Here is an 18,409-nt window from a genome sequence, read left to right as displayed (position 1 = left end):
TACGGACAGTATGGGAAGCTATTTGAACCCCGGAAGTGATCTTTTTGAGATGGCGCTTCGGTCGCAGATTTTTGTGGACAAAAGCGGTCTGATAGAAAAAACAAATCGCTGCGTGCGGACACTCCAGCGATATCTGTGCGTGAGCCGTCCGAGACGATTTGGAAAATCTATGGCAGCGGATATGCTGGCGGCTTATTATAACAGAAGCACAGACACCGATGCACTATTTCGGAATTTGAAAATCGGCAGAAGTGAAACATATTAAAAAACATCGGAATCAGTATGATGTAATAAAAATCAATATGCAAGAATTTTTAAGCGCAACAAGCGGCATTGACGAAATGCTGCGCATGCTGAACGACTATCTGATTTTTGATCTCAGAGAGCAGTACAGTCAGGTGCGCTTCCGTGATGAAAAGAATCTGGTACAGGTAATGAAAGATCTGACATACGATAACGAAAAAGAAAACGTATCCATTCCAAACCGCGAAGTATCCCAGGAGTATATCAACGCAATCAGCAGATTTCCATTCTGCAATACAACGATGAAGACTCGCTGTGGAAGAATATTTTTATCATTATTCTCGGTTCCTGCGTGTTCCGTGTGATCTGGGTGTACACGATTTTCGCGTATTTCCATGCCATTACGTCACTGTATCTGCTATATATCTTTTCGTGGACAATTACCGGTGCGGCGGAGATCCTGTATTTCCGGCATGGCTATAAAACGCTGCAGATCAGTTGAAATAAAATTACGTATTTAATTACAAAATAGACTCTGAAGATTGACGGAGTCTCTTTTTTTTGTTATCATAAATGCGGAAAAAGGGATCGTGATACGCTGCGGAGAGAAGGGAAGATCATGGGGAGAAAGAAGAGTTTTTGATGGAAAAAACATTTCAGACAGGGAGTTTTTCCTTCCGGCTGAAGTTTCCGGAAGAGCTGGTACTTCCGGTGGATATGGAAAAATTTTTGGTGGAAACGGATTCTGTGGACTATACATATATCATTACGGCCGTCGACATATTGCCGGAAGCGGAGGGAGAGCTGATTGTGGATCGGGTCGATCTGCAGGTGTTTCATACAAAAGAAGGATTGGAGAGCCGCCGGATCGGTGTGAAAGGAGAAGCACGTCCTTATGCATTCTACCGTGAGACTGCGCAAAATCGTGCGGAGGTTTTCGTCGGCAGGTGGTATCTGGCAGAAGTTGAAAAGTATGAAGTTGTTTTTCTTTCCCTCCTTGCCCTGGAGCGCCGTCTGGCAGAGCAGCCGTGCCTGATTCTGCACTGTGCATACACGGAGTATCAGGGGAAAGCAATGCTCTTTTCTGCACCATCGGGAACGGGCAAAACCACGCAGGCGGGACTCTGGGAACAGTACCGGGGAAGCCGTACCGTAAATGGGGATAAGGCATTGCTGGAATATGACGGCACAGCGTGGACAGCAAACGGCTGGCCGGTCTGCGGAACATCAGGAGTCTGCGAAAACAAAAAGCTCCCGGTCGGATGCATTGTAATGCTGAGCCAGGCAAAGACGAATCAGGCGTGGCGGCTGCGTCCGGCAGAGGCATTTACGAGTCTGTACGGACAGATCACCATGAACCGCTGGGACAGGGAGGGACTGGTGCACAGTCTCGACCTTCTCGAACAGCTTGCTGGAAAAGTTCCGGTGTATCATCTGGCGTGCGGCATTTCAGAAGATGCGGTGAAAACGCTGGAGCAGGAGATCGGGACCGGTTCGTTCGAAAGTGAAACATATGCAGCTGCACTGCACAAAAACATGATTCAGAAAAGGGAGAAACATGCATGAAAATGATGGATACACGTGCCTATGTCGGAATGCTGAAAGAACTTGTAGAGCAGGGCAGAGAAGTGCGTATGGTGATTTCCGGGAGCAGCATGGCGCCGTTTCTGATTCATGGACGCGACAGTATTTTCTTCCGAGCGCCGGCGCGGGAACTTCGGAAAGGTGATATCGTATTTTACGAGCGGCCAGGCGGACAGTTTGTCGTGCATCGGATCTGCCGCGTTCATGCAGAGGGTTATGACATAATCGGGGATGCACAGACGGAAATCGAGCATCATGTGCAACGGAAGCAGATCTTTGCACGGGTGACAAAAGTGGAACGAAAAGGAAAAATACTTGTGCCGGGAACGTTCTGGTGGGAGTTTTTTGCACAGGTCTGGATTCGCATCATCCCGCTTCGCCCGATTCTGATACATGGATATGCCCGGTTATTCGGTGTGGATAAAAAGAAAAATGATGCGTGCAGAGAAAATGAAAGGAAAAGAAGATGATTACAGCAACAGAAACCGCATTCCTTGCGGTGGTTCGTGCGTTTTTGACGGAAGAAAAAGCAGCTCTGGAAGAACTTGCGGCGCTGACAGAAAAACAATGGAATCATCTGTTTGTCCTCGCGGCACAGCATTCGCTGCTGCCGGCGGTCTACGATGTTGTGGGCAAAACACCGGAATTTGCAGAGCTTCCGGATGAGCTTCGCAGACAGGTAAAAACGCAGGCGATGCAGAGCATTTTGCAGCAGGTTTCGCGTACCGCGCTGTTTCTTACGGATGAAAAGGAGCTGACGCAGCTGGGCGTGCAGCCGCTGGTGATGAAAGGAATTGTGTGCAGAAATCTCTATCCGAAGCCGGATCTGCGCCCGTCCGGGGATGAGGATCTGCTGATTCCGGAAAAGGATTTTGCAGCAGTGGATGCCTATTTTATGAGGAAAGGCTTTGTGCGGGACAAAGAAACCGCAATGCCAAATGGTGCCAAAGACGGTGATGTCCCGGAAGAGATGGGCTATATTCATCCGAAAACAGGAGCCTTCTATGAAATACATACCAGGCTGTTCAGCACAGAATCCTCTGCCTATGGTTATCTGAATCGTGCATTTTCCGATGTTTTCGCGCATCCATCCAAAGTGGAAGTGCAGGGGCAGAGCATCTTTACCTTAGAAGAAACGCATCATCTTTTCTATCTTCTCTGTCACAGCTTCAAGCACTTTCTTCACGGCGGTGTCGGGATCCGTCAGATCTGTGATATGGTACAGATGATTCGTGTATATGGAAGAAAAATAGACTGGGAAATGTTCTGGCAGCTGTGTGAAGAGTATCATATGACGTGCTTCTGTATCAATCTGCTGGATATCGGCGAGCGGTATCTGGGCTTTTCCTATGAAGCAAGTGGGGCAGTCCGTGCCGCAAAGAAGCTTCACCCGGATTCCGAAGCGCTTCTGATCGATATTCTCGATGCCGGTTCGTTCGGGAAATCGAGTGTGGGAAGGATCCACAGTGCAAACATTACCCTGTATGCGGCAGAAACCGGAACGGAAAAGCACACAGCCGGGGGAATCTGGAAATCGCTGGTTCCGGAAGCTTCCTATATGAAAAACAAGTATCCCTATGCGGCGAGGTATCCGTTTTTGCTCCCGGCTGCATACGTGGAGCGAATCCTGAAATGGCTGGGGCAGGGAGAAAAAGGACAGAAATCGAGCATTGAAGTGGGTGCGGGACGTGTCGAGCTGCTGAAAAAATACGATATGATCCGTACCGCAGACGGGAAAAAGAGAGGAGACGCGCATGCAGGAAGAATCCAAAGAGAAAAGTAAAGACGCTCCCTTCGAGTCTCTCCGTATCCTGTCGGAGCGATGGAAAAACGGAACGTTCTCGGAAATCATCGATGACTGGAAATGGATTTTTGGCTACAGCGCGCGCTATAAGGGTGCGATTGTTTTTTATACGATTCTCGGTATCTTAAGCACTTCGCTTGGGCTTGTCGGCAGCGTGGCAGGAAAATACCTGATTGATATCATCACCGGATACCAGATACAGAAGCTCCCGCTGCTGCTTTGCATCATGATCGGAAGCACCGTGTTCAGCCTTGGGTTTGAGAGTGTCATCAACCGCATTTCAACGAAGCTTGGTATCGCCATCAACAACGACATCCAGGCGGATATTTTTGACAAAATCGTTGATGCGGACTGGCTGGAAATCAGCAAATACGCAAACGGTGACGTACTCAATCGTTTCAACGGCGACATTGGAACGGTCAGCGGCAACGCAATCAGCTGGCTCCCGACGATTATCATTGCCGTGTATCGGTTTATTGCCACCTTTTTCGTAATCCTGCATTATGACTGGGTCATGGCACTGATTGCTTTTTTAAGCGCACCGTTTCTGCTTCTGATGTCCCGTTTTATGATCCGCCGTCAGCGGGAATACAGCAAAGAAGTACGCGAGATGAGCAGTAATCTGATGAGCTTTGAGGTAGAAGCGTTCTACAATTTTGATACGATCAAGTCGTTTGGCATCGCACCGTATTACAGCAAAAAGATGCGTTGGTGGCAGGGACTCTTCAAGGACATCAGCCTGAAATATAATCTGTTTACGATTAAAACCAATATCGTAATGTCTATTCTCGGGAGTGCGGTGGAGTTTACGGCGTTCGGATACTGCCTGTTCCGTCTGTGGACGCACGACATTACCTATGGAACCATGACGCTGTTCCTGCAGCAGCGGAGTAACCTTTCCGGCGCGTTTGGAAACGTAATTTCAATTATTCCGTCCTTCCTCAACAGCTCCGTCTCGGCGCACCGGATCCGTGAGCTCGTAGAGCTGCCAAAAGAGGTCCATATCCCGGAGAGCGCCAAGCTCGATCCGCTGGCAAAGGATGGATTCCGGGTACAGATGCATGGGGTAGAATTTTCTTATATAGAAGGAAATAAAGTAATCACCAGATCGGAGTTTCAGGCCGCCCCCGGCGAGATTGTAGCGCTGGTTGGCCCGTCCGGCGAGGGAAAAACAACGATGATCCGCCTGATTCTCGGCCTTATCCGCCCGCAGGAGGGGGAAACCGTGATCATTGCCTCAAACGGAAAAACGGTTCCCATGAACGCCGAAACGCGTCATCTCTTCGCCTATGTGCCGCAGGGAAATACGATCCTTTCCGGCACAATCGCCGAAAATATGCGCATGGTAAAAGAGGATGCGACCGACGAGGAGATCATCGAAGCGCTCAAAATCTCCTGCGCCTGGGATTTTGTTCAGCATCTGCCGGATACCATTAACAGCCGCGTCGGGGAACGTGGCCGCGGTTTCTCCGAAGGCCAGTCCCAGCGGCTTGCCATCGCCCGTGCCGTCCTTCGCGATGCCCCGGTGCTGCTTCTGGATGAAGCCACCTCGGCACTGGACGTTACGACGGAACGAAACGTTCTCCGAAACATCATCCGCCAGCGTCCCAACAAAACCTGCATCGTTACGACGCACCGCCCGAGTGTCCTCGGCCTCTGCCAGAGAGTTTACCGTGTCATGAATGGAACCGTGACCGAACTCGATGGGGCAGAAGGGGCAAAGATGGTGGAAGATTTTTGACAGAAAAAAGACACAAAAAAGACACAAAGGTCGGAAGAGTGATACTTCAAAGTCAAATCAGTTATAGAGTTGCAAGTCAAAATCCTGCTATAATACAACCATCAAAGGTCACACAACACGATACGTGAAAAGGAGAAAAAGTATGAAGAAAAAAGTGTTAGCAGGCATTCTTGCAGCAACTATGGCATTTTCCATGGCAGCATGCGGAAGCACAGGATCCAGTTCTGATTCCGGTTCCTCCGCAGCTTCCGGAAGCACAGCAAAGACAGAGGAAAAAGGCGAGCCGTACACTGTAACTATGGTACTGCAGGGCAGCCAGCAGCAGGATGAAGAGAGAATCGAAGAAAAAATCAACGAGATTCTGGAGCCGGAGCTGAATGCAAAGCTCGATATCGTTGTTCTTCCGTGGGCAAGCGCATCTCAGCAGTTACAGCTGATGCTTTCCGGCGATGAGAAAATCGATCTTCTGTACACAAATGCAACAACAGCTGTACAGTATATGCATTCCGGCCAGATCATGGATATGTCTGAACTGATTGACAAATACGGCACAAACCTGAAAGATATCTATGGCGAGGATATTGCAAAAACAAATCAGATTGATGGGTTTGTCTATGGCGTTCCGAACCAGATCGAACGAGGCAGCATTCCAGCCATCTTCATGAGAAAAGACCTGGTAGAAAAGTATAATATCAATACCGATGAAATCAAAGAGCCGAAGGATATGGAGAAAGTATTTGAGACCGTACAGGCAGGCGAGCCTGATATGACAATGCTGTTCTCCAGCAACAACAGTGATACGCCTCTGAGCCGTCTGTCCCGCGCTGATGGACTTGGCGATGCCAACACGGGCGCTCTGATGGATCAGACCAACAGCACAACCGTAGAAAACTACTTTGCAAGCGACTGGTACAAGGAGACTGCAACTATGCTGCATGACTGGTATCAGAAAGGCTATATCAGCAAGGATGCCGGAACAAACACAGAAAACTGGAGAACCGTATGCAAAGCAGGAAATCTCTTCTCCTTGTTCTTTGCTTATCATCCAGGTACCCCGGTTGAGTTCCAGAGCTCCACAGGATATGAGTTTGAAATCGTACCGTTCTATGATCAGCCGATCATCAACTCATCCTCTTACGGCGGAATTATCTTCTCTGTAGCACAGAACTCCGAAAATCCGGAAAAAGCAATGCAGGTTCTCGATTATATCTATGGCAGCCCGGAGGTCATGAACCTTCTGAACTGGGGCGAAGAGGGAACCGACTACGTAGTAGAAGATGAAGAAAACGGAATCATCAACTACCCGGACGGTGTAACAGCAGACAATGCAGGCTACAGCTTTAACTGTGGATGGGAGCTTCCGAACCAGTTCATCGCATACAAATGGGATGGATCTGACCCGCAGCTCTGGGACAAAATGCAGGAGTTCAACGCTTCCGGTATCGAGTCGAAAGCACTGGGATTTGTCTTTGATAACAGCGAATATGCGGATCAGGTATCAGCCCTGAACAACGTAATCAGCCAGTACAACGGCGCACTTAGCAGCGGCTCCGGAGATCCGGAAGAACTGCTTCCACAGTTCCTGGAGGCACTGGACGATGCGGGAATCGATGATGTCATTGCTGCAAAGCAGGAGCAGCTGGATGCATTTCTTGCAAAGAAATAGGCTAATTTGTAAAAAGAACACGACCGGGGCGGAAGAAAATCCGGTGTGATACAGTAACCGAAGGCTCCACTCTTACTAGAAAAGATGTGGAGCCTTCTCTGTGAAAGAACCTGAAAAAACAGCCCTCATAAAAGGAGACACGCTTTATGAAAAAAGCAGAGGTTAAAAAAGGAAAAAAGAAAAACGTGCTGAAGGAATACTGGCCGCTTTATCTGATGATGCTTCCGGCACTTCTGTATCTGCTGATCAACAACTATATCCCGATGGCAGGTATGGTGATTGCGTTTAAAAAACTGAATTTTGCGAAAGGTATCTGGGCAAGCCCGTGGGCAGGACTTAAAAACTTCAAGTTCCTGTTTGCTTCCAAGGATGCATGGATTATTACAAGAAACACGTTGCTGTATAACGTTGCATTTATTCTTGTAAACATGGTAGTCGGAATTGCCATTGCGATTCTGATTACGGAGGTAAGAAACACAAAGCTCAAAAAGATATATCAGAGTGCGATTCTTCTTCCGTTCCTGATGTCCATGGTTATCTTAAGCTACATCGTATATGCGCTTCTGAGTGCAGAAAATGGTCTTGTCAACAACTCGATCCTTCCGTTGTTCCACATTGACCCGATTCAGTGGTACCAGAAACCGAAATACTGGCCGGCGGTCCTGATCATCGCGAACTGCTGGAAGGGCGTAGGATACGGATGCCTGATCTACATTGCATCGCTGATCGGTATCGATCCTTCCTTCTATGAGGCTGCCAGACTGGACGGCGCAAGCAAATGGCAGGAGATTACGAAAATCACACTGCCGAGCCTCGTTCCGACCATCATCACCCTGCTGCTTCTCAGCATCGGAAGAATTTTCTATTCCGATTTCGGTCTGTTCTATCAGGTACCAATGAACTCCGGTGTTCTGTTCCCGACCACAAACGTTATCGATACCTATGTATACCGCGCCCTGATTGAGCAGGGAAATATCAGTATGTCATCTGCAGCCGGTGTATACCAGTCTCTGGTAGGCTTCTGTGTCGTAATGTTGAGCAACTGGATTGTCCGCAAAGTAGACAAAGACCAGGCATTATTCTAGGAGGATGGAAGTATGACAAATTCAAAAAAAGCAAAACGTTTCCAGTTCTGGATTAATGTAGTACTCATTCTGATTACGTTATCCATTATACTGCCGTTTGTACTCGTATTTATTTCCTCACTGACCGATGAAAACACACTGATCCGCAACGGATATTCGTTCTTCCCGGAGAAATTCAGCTTCTATGCTTACTCCTATATCATCCGCCAGGGCGAGAAAATCCTGAGAGCATACGGAATTACCATTTTTGTAACCATCGTCGGTACCGCTGCAAACCTTGCGATGTCCGCTCTGTTGGCATATCCGCTTTCGATTAAAAAGCTGCCGTACCGCAGAGCAATTACCTTTTTCGTATTCTTCACGATGCTGTTCAACGGCGGACTGGTGCCGACCTACTTGATGTATGTAAAGTATTTTCACATCAAAAACACGATCTGGGCATTGATTGTTCCAGGCTTCCTGTTAAGCGCAAACAACGTGCTGATGATCCGAAGCTACTTTAACACCAGTATCCCGGACGCGCTGTTCGAGGCAGCCAAAATCGATGGCGCCGGACACATGAAGATTTTCACCAGCATCACACTGCCGCTTGGAAAACCGATTCTGGTAACAATGGGACTGTTTTCCGCACTTGGCTATTGGAATGACTGGACAAATGGTTTATACTATTTATCAGGAAATGAAGGCCAGAAGCTTTACAGCATCCAGAACCTGCTGAATCAGATGATCACCGATATTCAGTACCTGGCAAGTGGAAAAGTAACCGGAAATATCGGCGCGGAGGTGGCAAAGCTGCCGACAACCTCGATCCGTATGGCAATCGCATTTATCGCCATGCTGCCGCTGTTTATCATCTATCCGTTCCTTCAGAAATACTTCGCAGAAGGTATCACACTTGGTGCGGTAAAGGGATGATTTTCCATGCAGGAATAAAAAAGAGAAACATTTCGGTGTTTCCGACATAAATCAGAAAAACAGTACAGACTCATGGAAACATGAGGTGTACTGCTTTTCTGCTGTATTATATTCAGAAAAAAAGATCAGTTCGTAAAATCAAACACGGAAAAATTTCGAGCGTACCGGAACAGAAAAAAGGAGGAAACTTCATGCATATTTCAAAACAGACGAAAAAAACAACACTGGCGCAGCAGGGGCGTTATCTTTTGATCTGCCTGCTGAGTATGCTGCTGCTTTTTCTGGCTGGGAGCGTGCTTATTCTGAACCGGACGCAGCGGCAGGTATATGAGCAGCTGGAAGAGATTTCAAAGCTGTATACGGATGAGCTGGATAACCGTTTTTTTCGAATCAGCCGAAACCTGTTCTCGACTGTAATGGACAGCTCCAACCCGGATTCTGCGTTCTGGAAATATATGGATCTGATGGAGAAGGATCAGTATGAGGAATATGTCATTACGCAGCTGCGAAGGAATTATGTATCTGCAGCGTGGGATTTTGGAACGGATTACAATGTTTTTCTCTATACGCAGAAGGATGACAGCTTATATCAGCTGAGCATTTCATCCGACGGGCTTTACGCCGTTGATCCCTATTTGCAGGAAGCGCTGAAGCGCAGGATCAAAAGCCTGTCGCAGCAGACGTATGCAGTTAAGAAAAAATGGACCGTGATGTGCCAGGGAGACGATGTTTATATGCTCAAGGTAGCGCAGAGTCAGGGCGTTGGACTCGGCTGCTACGTCAATCTGAAGACAATTCTGGAACCGTTCTCTGAACTGTCTCTTGGAAAGAGCGGCTATGTCAGTCTCGTTGACCAGAACGGGAAAAGCATCGGAACACTGACGGAAAAAGGAATTGTAACGGACAATTCGAAAATTAATACCGACAATTACACCTTCCGGCAGGAACTTTCGCAGGCGCCGTTTGAAATCCGGATTAAAATCTCCTGGACGGGAGTCTTAAATCTGATGACGGGAAGTGTGTTTGCCCTTCTTGGCGTTGCTTTTCTGATGGTGATTGCCGGTTCCGTGCTGCTGTTCCATCTGAAAACAAAAATCTTAAAGCCGGTCGCTATGTTTACGGAAAATCTTCAAAAATATGACAATGGGGATCTCACCTATCAGATGTCGGAAGGAAATCTGGTAGAGCTGGAGCAGATTGACGATAAATTCCGAAACATGATTCATCAGATCCGACGTCTGAAGATCACGCTGTATGAGCAGGAGCTGGAAAAACAGAAAATCGAGATGGATTACCTGAAAATCCAGATTCGTCCGCATTTTTACATGAACTGTCTGAACTTTATTTACAGCATGATTGACTTCGGACAGTACGACCATGCAAAGTCGATGAGCCGTATTACGTCCGATTATCTCGCCTATATTTTCCGCAATACAAGCGAGATGGTGCCGGTGACGGCGGAGACGAATCACTGCGAAAATTACCTCAAAATTCTGCTGCTGCGCTATCCGGAAAAATTCACCTATTATTTTGAAGTCCATGAAGAAGTGAAAGACGCGGTAATCTTCCCGTTTCTGATTCAGGTGTTTGTAGAGAATGCGGCAAAACATGCCCTGACGCTGGAGACGGTTCCGCTGATTTCCGTGACGGTTTACCCGGAGGACCGCGGCGAAGAAAAGTATGTCAACATTTATATTTCGGACACCGGAAACGGCTTCCCGGAGGAGACGCTGCAAAGGCTGAAAGCAGGGGAAGATATTTCCGAGCATGGAAAGCATATCGGGATTGAAAACTGCCTGAAACGATTCCGTTATTATTATGGTGATACAGGAGAGATTCATTTCGATAACAGCCCGCTCGGCGGAGCGATTGTAGATATCCATATTCCATACAAGACAGGGGGAGAAGAACATGAAACTATTGCTCGTGGATGATGAAGAGTACGTGATTGAAAGTATCAAAAGAAATCTCGATCTTACAGAGACCGGGGTGAGCGAGGTGTACACTGCGTTTTCCGTACAGCAGGCGAAGAACATCATGGGAATGGTGGATATTGATATTGTAATCAGCGATATCGTGATGCCGGGCGGAACGGGATTCGATTTTGTGGAGTGGGTCAGGAAAGAGGAGCTGAAGGTCCAGGTCATCTTCCTGACAAGCTATGCGGAGTTTGACTATGCCAGAAGAGCGATACAGCTGAACAGTGTCGATTATCTGCTGAAGCCCATTGATTTTGAAAAGCTGAAGGCGGCCGTGCAGCGTGCGGCGGAATCTGTTGCGAAAGAAAAGAAAATACAGGATCTCAGGCAGGAAAGCATCAAGTGGAATCAGAACAGAAAAATTCTGCAGCAGGATATCTGGAAAAATGTGCTGAAAAGCGGCTTCTCCGAGGAAAAATTCTGCGAAACGGCAGCACAGCGCCAGCTTTCATACGGACCGGGACACTATTTCCGGCTGATTTGTCTGATGCCGGAAATAAAGAGCAATAAGCGGGAAATGTGGGATACGGCGACCATGGAATTTGTGATCGAAAATGTGCTGTCGGAACTGTATGAGGAAACGGACATTGCGGTAGATACTGTTTTTTACCAGGAACCGGGCAGCTACTGGATTGTTACACAGTCAAAGGAAAAAGCATTCCCGCATGACGGTGAGCGGGACTGTGAAATTCTGCGGCAGTTTGTTGCGTGGATGAATGAAAAAATCTATCCGGAGCTGTGGTGCGGTGCCGGACAGTGGGAATCTGTGCGGGGGATGCAAAAGCAGAGCCGGAATCTTCAGAAAATGCGGGAGGGAAGCCTTTCCGTGCGGAACGAGGTGCTGTTTCTGAACGAATTTCAGGCTCCGCAGACCAGCTACGAAAATAAGGAGCTGGATGTGTGGAAAGCTCTGCTTTCGGAGGAAAAACCGGAGGAGCTGCTGGAGCGGCTGCAGAAATACCTTGACCGGACGGAGCGGGAAGGAATGATTACCAGGGAGCTTCTGGTAGCACTCCGTACCGATCTGACGCAGGTGGTGTATGCATGGCTTTCGGAACGGGAGATCAAGGCGTACGCACTGTTTGCAGATGCGGATATGGAAAATCTGCATCGAAATTCTCTTTACGGAAGAGAAGAGATGATGGAATATGCGGGGGTACTGGTTCGGAAAGCAGTGCAGTACAGACAGTACATCAACAAATCAGATTCGGTTACGAGTCAGGTATGCGCTTATATCGATGCACATTACCGGGAGGAGATTCACCGGGAGGAGCTTGGGGAGCTTGTCTTTTTGAATACGGATTATCTGTCCCGGATTTTTAAAAAAGAAAAGGGTATTTCGATCAGTAATTATATCATCCAAAAGCGGGTGGAGGAGGCAAAAAAGCTTCTGACACAGAGCACGCTGCCGATTAATACGGTGTCGCTGTATGTGGGGTACAGCAATTTCTCATACTTTACGAAGATGTTTAAGGATAATACGGGATACGCACCGCTGGAATACCGAAGAAGCTTTAGTGAAAAATAGCGGAAAGCCACCCTTCACATGTCCGGGAAATAACAGAGGATTTTATCACTTTCTTACGCACCGGAACAACAGCAAACAGGTCAGAATAGTGAAAGAAAAAGGTCGGATCAGGGGATATTTTTTTCAGATCAGATGTGGTAAAATTTCAGTATAAGATTCAGAAAAAACGGAAAAACGATATTTTTCTGACATTTTAGGGGTTTCTGAAGAAGCAGATACAGCAAAAACGAGGTATGGAGGAGAAAAAATGACCGAGCAGAAATTAAAAGAGCTTCTGGCCGACATGACGCTGGAAGAAAAAGTGAACCAGATGAGCCAGGTGGTGGGTGCCTTCTTCAATAAAGATATGGACATCACAGCCATGGGACCGATGGCGGATAAAGGCTTTACGCCGGAAAATGTAGCGCTTTCCGGTTCCATCCTGGGCAGCATGGGTGCAGAAACGTTAAAGAAAATCCAGAAGGATTTTGTGGAGCAGCACCCGCATCACATCCCGATGCTGTTCATGCTGGATGTCATCAACGGCTTCAAGACCATTTTCCCGATTCCACTGGGACAGGGCGCAACGTTTGAACCGGAGCTGTCCGAAAAGTGTGCGGCAGTTGCTGCAAAAGAGGCAGCTGTTTCCGGCCTTCACGTAACCTTCGCACCGATGACCGACCTGGTCCGCGATGCAAGATGGGGCCGTGTCATGGAGTCTACCGGTGAGGATCCGTATCTGAACGGTCTGTTCTGTGCCGGAATGGTGCGCGGATTCCAGGGAGACGATCTGAAGGAGCCGTACAAGATTGCTTCCTGTGTGAAGCATTTCGCAGGCTATGGTGCTCCGACAGCAGGAAGAGACTACAATACGGTAGAGCTTTCCGAGCATACCTTCCGTGACTTCTATCTGCCATCCTACAAAGCCGGTATCGATGCAGGCGCAGCGATGGTAATGACTTCCTTCAACACGGTAAACGGTGTTCCGGCAACCGGAAACAAGAAACTGATGCGCGGCATCCTGCGTGACGAGATGGGATTTGACGGAGTTCTGATTTCCGACTGGGCGGCAATCGAGGAGATTATTTACCACGGCTACTGCGCAGACCGTGAGGAGGCAGCTGTCCGCTCCGCCGAGGCAGGCGTCGATATCGATATGATGACCGGCATTTACTGCGAAAACCTGTGCCGTCTTGTAAGAGAGGGTAAGCTTTCCGAGGATCTGATCGACGAGTCCTGCATGCGTATTCTGGAACTGAAAAACAAACTGGGACTGTTTGAAAATCCGTATAAAGACGCAGACGAGACGAAAGAAAAAGAAGTCATTCTCTGCAAAGAGCACCGCGCCCTGGCAAGAGAAGCCGCAAGAAAATCGTTTGTCCTGCTGAAAAACGAAGAGAAAATCCTGCCGCTTGGCAAGGAGAAAAAAATTGCCTGGGTCGGACCGTATGTCCACAGCAGAAACCTGATGGGCTCCTGGTCCTTCATCGGAGATGCAAAGGATGTGACAAATCTGGAAGAGGCCGTAAAAGCGCAGGCAGATACGACAAACATGAGCTTCCATGCAGGCTCTCCGATGCTTGGCTCCGACATCCGCCTGGAGGGCTTCGGCGAGGCGATGGAGCAGTCCACCACGCCAGAAGAGGAAGAAGCAATGCTTCTTGAGGCTGTAAACGCAGCAAAAGAGGCCGATGTTGTCGTTCTTGCGATCGGTGAGGATCGTCTGCAGTCCGGCGAGGCAACCAGCAACGCGAACATCCGTATCCCGGAAATCCAGCAGAGACTGCTTGAGCGCGTTTCAAAAGTCAATGAAAACGTTGTCGTTGTCCTCTTCAATGGCCGTCCGCTCGACCTGCGCGATGTCGTATCGAAAGCAAAAGCTGTTCTTGAAGTGTGGATGCCGGGTACCGAGGGTGCCAATGCAATCGCAGACGTTGTTTTTGGTGCATACGCTCCAAGCGGCAAGCTGACCATGAGTTTCCCGTACTCTGTAGGCCAGGTGCCGGTTCACTACAACGAGTATTCCACCGGAAGACCGCACGTGCCGGGCAAGGACAAAGACCGTTTCCGTTCCAAATACCTCGACATCCCGAACGCACCACTGTTCCCGTTCGGATATGGCCTTGGCTACACCAGCTTTGCAATTTCAGATGTGAAACTGGACAAGGCAGAGCTTGGCATGGAAGATGAGATTAAAGCCTCCGTAACCGTGAAAAACACCGGCGATACAAAGGGAACCGAGACCGTACAGCTTTACATCCACGACGTAGCCGCATCCGTGGTACGCCCGGTGAAAGAGCTGAAAGATTTCTGCAAGGTAACCCTTCAGCCGGGAGAAGAAACCGAAGTCATCTTCAAAATCACAGAAGAAGAGCTTCGCTTCCTGACAGAAAATGAGCGTGTAGAAAGTGAAAACGGTGTTTTCGAAGTCTTCATCGGAAGCGACAGCACGACAGAGAATAAGGCAGAATTTGTGCTGAAAAAATAAGAAGCAATACTGGGATGTAGCGTAAGCGGAATCAAGATGGGGGTCTGAATCGCTACGGAAAGATAAAAGAAAAGCCAGCCACAAAAAGCGAAAAGAATTTTGCTTTTGCGGCTGGCTTTTTTCTGCCGGTACCGTATTGACCCTTCTGTTAAAACAAAGTAAAATAGAAATTGGTATTGGGACGAAAGAGAGGAAAAGAAATGGGGTACTTAGGAAACAAGTTACAGGGGAAATACCACAAAGACACATTCCAGACCGCCGTCAACATGGCGTGGCCGGCGATCGTGGAGTCGTTTTTTATTGCATTTGCGGGTCTTGTGGATTCGCTGATGGTAAGCTCGCTTGGCTCTTACGCAGTTGCCGCGGTCGGCCTGACGACACAGCCGAAGCTGCTTGGCCTGGCGTTTTTCTTTGCACTGAATGTGTCGATTTCCGCCCTTGTTGCGCGGCGGCGAGGGGAACAAAGACAGAGTGCGGCGAATGAGACTCTGGTAACTGCGCTTGTATTTATTATCCTTGCGGCAGCTGCATTCAGTGTTGGATTTGTGGCGTTTGCAAGTCCGATCATCCATCTGTGCGGCTCAACGGCGGAGACGCATAACGGCGCAGTAACATATTTCCGTATCATCATGGGCGGTATGATTTTTAACTGTATCCAGATGGGGATCAACTCGGCACAGCGCGGTGCGGGCAATACAAAAATCACGATGCGCACAAATGTAACATCAAATACGATTAATATTATTCTGAATTATCTTCTGATCAACGGCCATTTCGGGTTCCCGGCACTCGGCATTCAGGGTGCGGCACTGGCAACCGTCACAGGAACGATTGTCGGATGTGTGATGAGCATCCTTTCCATCACAAAGCAAGACGGATTCCTGAATCTTGGCTATATTCTGAAGAACAAAATTAAACCGACGATTGCAGCGTTCATTAGCCTGGTCAGGGTCGGGTACAGTGTGTTTTTCGAGCAGGTTTTCATGCGGATCGGCTTTATGATGACGGCGATCATGGCGGCCAAACAGGGAACCGATGCGATGGCGGCACACCAGGTCGGCATGAATATTATGTCGCTTTCGTTTGCGTTCGGCGATGGCCTCCAGTCCGCAGCGGTTGCACTGATCGGCCGGAGCCTCGGCGCAAAAAAGCCGGATCTTGCGAAAGAGTACGGCAGAACGTGCCGTCTGATCGGCGCGGGCATCGCAGTATGCCTCGTTGCGATTTATCTCTTCGGCGGAAGATGGCTGTACAGTCTGTTTTTCGAAGAACAGCATATCATTGAAATCGGTGTCAGCATCATCCATGTCATTATTTTCGTCGTCATTTTCCAGATCTGTCAGGTTATTTACATGGGATGCCTGCGCGGTGCGGGAGATACGCTTTATACGGCAGTTGCATCTATGATCAGCGTTACATTTATTCGTACGATCGTTTCGTATCTCGGCGGTTACACGCTGGGGCTTGGCATCGTCGGAATCTGGTTCGGCGTGCTGGCGGATCAGATGTCACGGTTTATCTTTGCGACGATCCGATTCAAACAGGGAAAATGGGTGAAAATTAAGATTTAATCGAATCAAGCAGCGAAGCGGATTGCGAATATCCGCTTGACGTAACGATTCAGAGCCATGCGAAATGGTACTCTGAATCATTACCAATATAAAACTAAAACAGGAGGAAGCAAAACGATGTACAAATTTGACAGAGAAGCCTATGACAGGCGGATGGAGTGGTACCGCGACGCACGTTTCGGCATGTTTATCCACTGGGGACTTTATGCCATCCCGGCACGCGGAGAATGGGTGCGGAGTACCGAGCAGATTCCAAAAGAAGATTACATGAAATATTTTGAGGAGTTCAATCCTGTTGATTTCGAGCCGCGGAAATGGGCCAAGGCGGCGAAAGAGGCCGGTATGAAATACGTGGTTCTGACTGCCAAGCATCACGATGGATTCTGCCTCTTCGACAGCCAGTATACCGATTTCAAATCCACCAACACGAAATGCGGCCGCGACCTCGTTGCAGAGTACGTTGATGCCGTCCGCGCAGAAGGACTGAAGGTCGGTTTGTATTTCTCCCTGCTCGACTGGTTCCACGACGATTTCCCACATTACGGCGACCGGAACCACCCGATGCGGAACAACCCGGCATACAAAAACGATGACCGCGATTTCGACCGCTATCTGACCTACATGCACAATCAGGTACGCGAGATCTGCACAAACTACGGAAAGCTCGATGTGCTGTGGTTTGACTTTTCCTACGATACGCTGCGCGGCGAAGCATGGAAAGCGACGGAGCTGATCAATATGGTGCGGAAGCTCCAGCCGGATGTCATCATCGACAACCGTCTCGAGGTGAGCGGAGAGGGCTACGGTTCTCTGGCGGCCGGAAATCCGACCTCGTACCACGGCGACTTTGTGAGCCCGGAGCAGATGATTCCGCCGAACGGCATCCAGGATGTAAATGGAAACGATATCGCCTGGGAATCCTGCGTTACGATGAACAATCACTGGGGCTATTGTGCCAATGACCACTTCTTCAAACCGGCACCGATGCTGATCAAAAAGCTGGTCGAGTGCGTATCGAAGGGTGGAAACCTGCTTTTGAATGTCGGCCCGGACGCCAGGGGAAATATCCCGGAGGAGTCGATCGAACGGCTGGCTGAGATTGGAAAGTGGATGAAGAAAAACGGAGAGAGCATTTACGGCTGCGGAAAAGCCGGTATTGAGAAACCGGACTTTGGCCGTGTGACGCGCCACGGAAACCATCTGTATTTCCATGTCTATGAAAATACCGTTGGGCCACTGCCGCTGCCCGGCGTGAAAAAAGAAGAAATTCAGGCGATCCGCTACGTCGCAACCGGCGCGGAAATCCCGGTTTCCACAAGCTGGGTACACAGCGATTATCCGACCATGGCATTCGCCGATCTCGGCGAAGACCCGGTATTGCCGGATGGAGTCGATACAGTCATCGATGTGATTCTGAAAAAGTAGAGGGTAAAGCATCAGCCACAGTTTTCCGAAAGGGTTTCTGTGGCTGATTTTTTGCGTGGCAGGAAAGTTCGCTGAAGTTTCCTGCCACGTAAAATCGGATTTGATCCTGGAGCGTATCTGAAAAAGCATTTCCGCAAGCTGCAAGCCCCACTTTGCGGTATAGTTTGCCCTCATTCGGTTGCCGTAGCGGTCTTAAGCCGCCTTCATTCGGACAAAATCTCCCACAAACTGGGACTCGCAGCTTGCGAAAACCGTTTTTCAGACACGCTCTAAAAGTCTTACAAGTTCTTACAAAATTCTGTATTTTTCGCTCCGACGATTGACAGTTCTGACAGAAAAATGCATACTGAAAAAAACGCAAGATCACAGCCCGTGCTTCGAGATTTAACCGAATCAAGCAA

14 protein-coding genes and 1 pseudogene are annotated in these 18,409 nt (G+C 48.7%); all 15 read left to right on the top strand.

Annotated features, from left to right (window positions below):
• The first annotated feature begins 10 nt into the window (after positions 1–10).
• Complete coding sequence (locus DWX26_RS17110) at positions 11–265, top strand: AAA family ATPase (RefSeq protein ID WP_243030563.1); 255 nt, start codon at positions 11–13, stop codon at positions 263–265.
• On the top strand, positions 252–608 hold the full coding sequence (locus tag DWX26_RS17105) for a hypothetical protein (RefSeq protein WP_243030562.1): 357 nt from the start codon (positions 252–254) through the stop codon (positions 606–608). Before DWX26_RS17110 ends, DWX26_RS17105 begins: the two co-directional genes overlap by 14 nt.
• Before the next feature lie 277 nt (positions 609–885).
• Positions 886–1,809, top strand: coding sequence for a hypothetical protein (locus tag DWX26_RS06730; protein WP_118601117.1), 924 nt, complete (start codon positions 886–888; stop codon positions 1,807–1,809).
• A complete protein-coding gene (locus DWX26_RS06725) occupies positions 1,806–2,297 on the top strand; it encodes a S24/S26 family peptidase (protein WP_118601116.1) in 492 nt (163 codons plus the stop codon). The genes DWX26_RS06730 and DWX26_RS06725 overlap by 4 nt, the downstream gene beginning before the upstream one ends.
• On the top strand, positions 2,294–3,610 hold the full coding sequence (locus tag DWX26_RS06720; protein ID WP_118601115.1) for a nucleotidyltransferase domain-containing protein: 1,317 nt from the start codon (positions 2,294–2,296) through the stop codon (positions 3,608–3,610). The genes DWX26_RS06725 and DWX26_RS06720 overlap by 4 nt, the downstream gene beginning before the upstream one ends.
• Positions 3,582–5,372, top strand: coding sequence for an ABC transporter ATP-binding protein (locus DWX26_RS06715; protein WP_118601114.1), 1,791 nt, complete (start codon positions 3,582–3,584; stop codon positions 5,370–5,372). Before DWX26_RS06720 ends, DWX26_RS06715 begins: the two co-directional genes overlap by 29 nt.
• A gap of 142 nt (positions 5,373–5,514) precedes the next feature.
• On the top strand, positions 5,515–7,038 hold the full coding sequence (locus DWX26_RS06710) for an ABC transporter substrate-binding protein (protein ID WP_118601113.1): 1,524 nt from the start codon (positions 5,515–5,517) through the stop codon (positions 7,036–7,038).
• 146 nt (positions 7,039–7,184) lie between these two features.
• Complete coding sequence (locus tag DWX26_RS06705; RefSeq protein WP_118601112.1) at positions 7,185–8,123, top strand: ABC transporter permease; 939 nt, start codon at positions 7,185–7,187, stop codon at positions 8,121–8,123.
• A 12-nt stretch (positions 8,124–8,135) separates the two neighbouring features.
• Positions 8,136–9,038, top strand: coding sequence for a carbohydrate ABC transporter permease (locus tag DWX26_RS06700; protein WP_117804654.1), 903 nt, complete (start codon positions 8,136–8,138; stop codon positions 9,036–9,038).
• Between the two features lie 191 nt (positions 9,039–9,229).
• On the top strand, positions 9,230–10,972 hold the full coding sequence (locus DWX26_RS06695; protein ID WP_118601124.1) for a cache domain-containing sensor histidine kinase: 1,743 nt from the start codon (positions 9,230–9,232) through the stop codon (positions 10,970–10,972).
• A complete protein-coding gene (locus tag DWX26_RS06690) occupies positions 10,950–12,545 on the top strand; it encodes a response regulator transcription factor (protein WP_118601111.1) in 1,596 nt (531 codons plus the stop codon). The genes DWX26_RS06695 and DWX26_RS06690 overlap by 23 nt, the downstream gene beginning before the upstream one ends.
• A gap of 247 nt (positions 12,546–12,792) precedes the next feature.
• Entirely contained in the window at positions 12,793–15,012 is a 2,220-nt protein-coding gene (bglX, locus tag DWX26_RS06685; protein WP_118601110.1) for a beta-glucosidase BglX, read from the top strand.
• Between the two features lie 200 nt (positions 15,013–15,212).
• Positions 15,213–16,583 (top strand): MATE family efflux transporter, encoded by a 1,371-nt coding sequence (locus DWX26_RS06680; protein ID WP_117812975.1) that lies wholly within the window; start codon positions 15,213–15,215, stop codon positions 16,581–16,583.
• Positions 16,584–16,700: 117 nt separating this feature from the next.
• Complete coding sequence (locus DWX26_RS06675; RefSeq protein ID WP_118601109.1) at positions 16,701–18,008, top strand: alpha-L-fucosidase; 1,308 nt, start codon at positions 16,701–16,703, stop codon at positions 18,006–18,008.
• A 241-nt stretch (positions 18,009–18,249) separates the two neighbouring features.
• Positions 18,250–18,396, top strand: a pseudogene (locus DWX26_RS17855) (hypothetical protein); the annotation flags it as partial.
• Positions 18,397–18,409 lie beyond the last annotated feature (13 nt).

The sequence above is a fragment of the Blautia sp. AF19-1 genome, assembly GCF_003479155.1.
Classification (GTDB): domain Bacteria; phylum Bacillota; class Clostridia; order Lachnospirales; family Lachnospiraceae; genus Fusicatenibacter; species Fusicatenibacter saccharivorans.
This window is presented reverse-complemented; position numbering and strand designations above follow the sequence as displayed.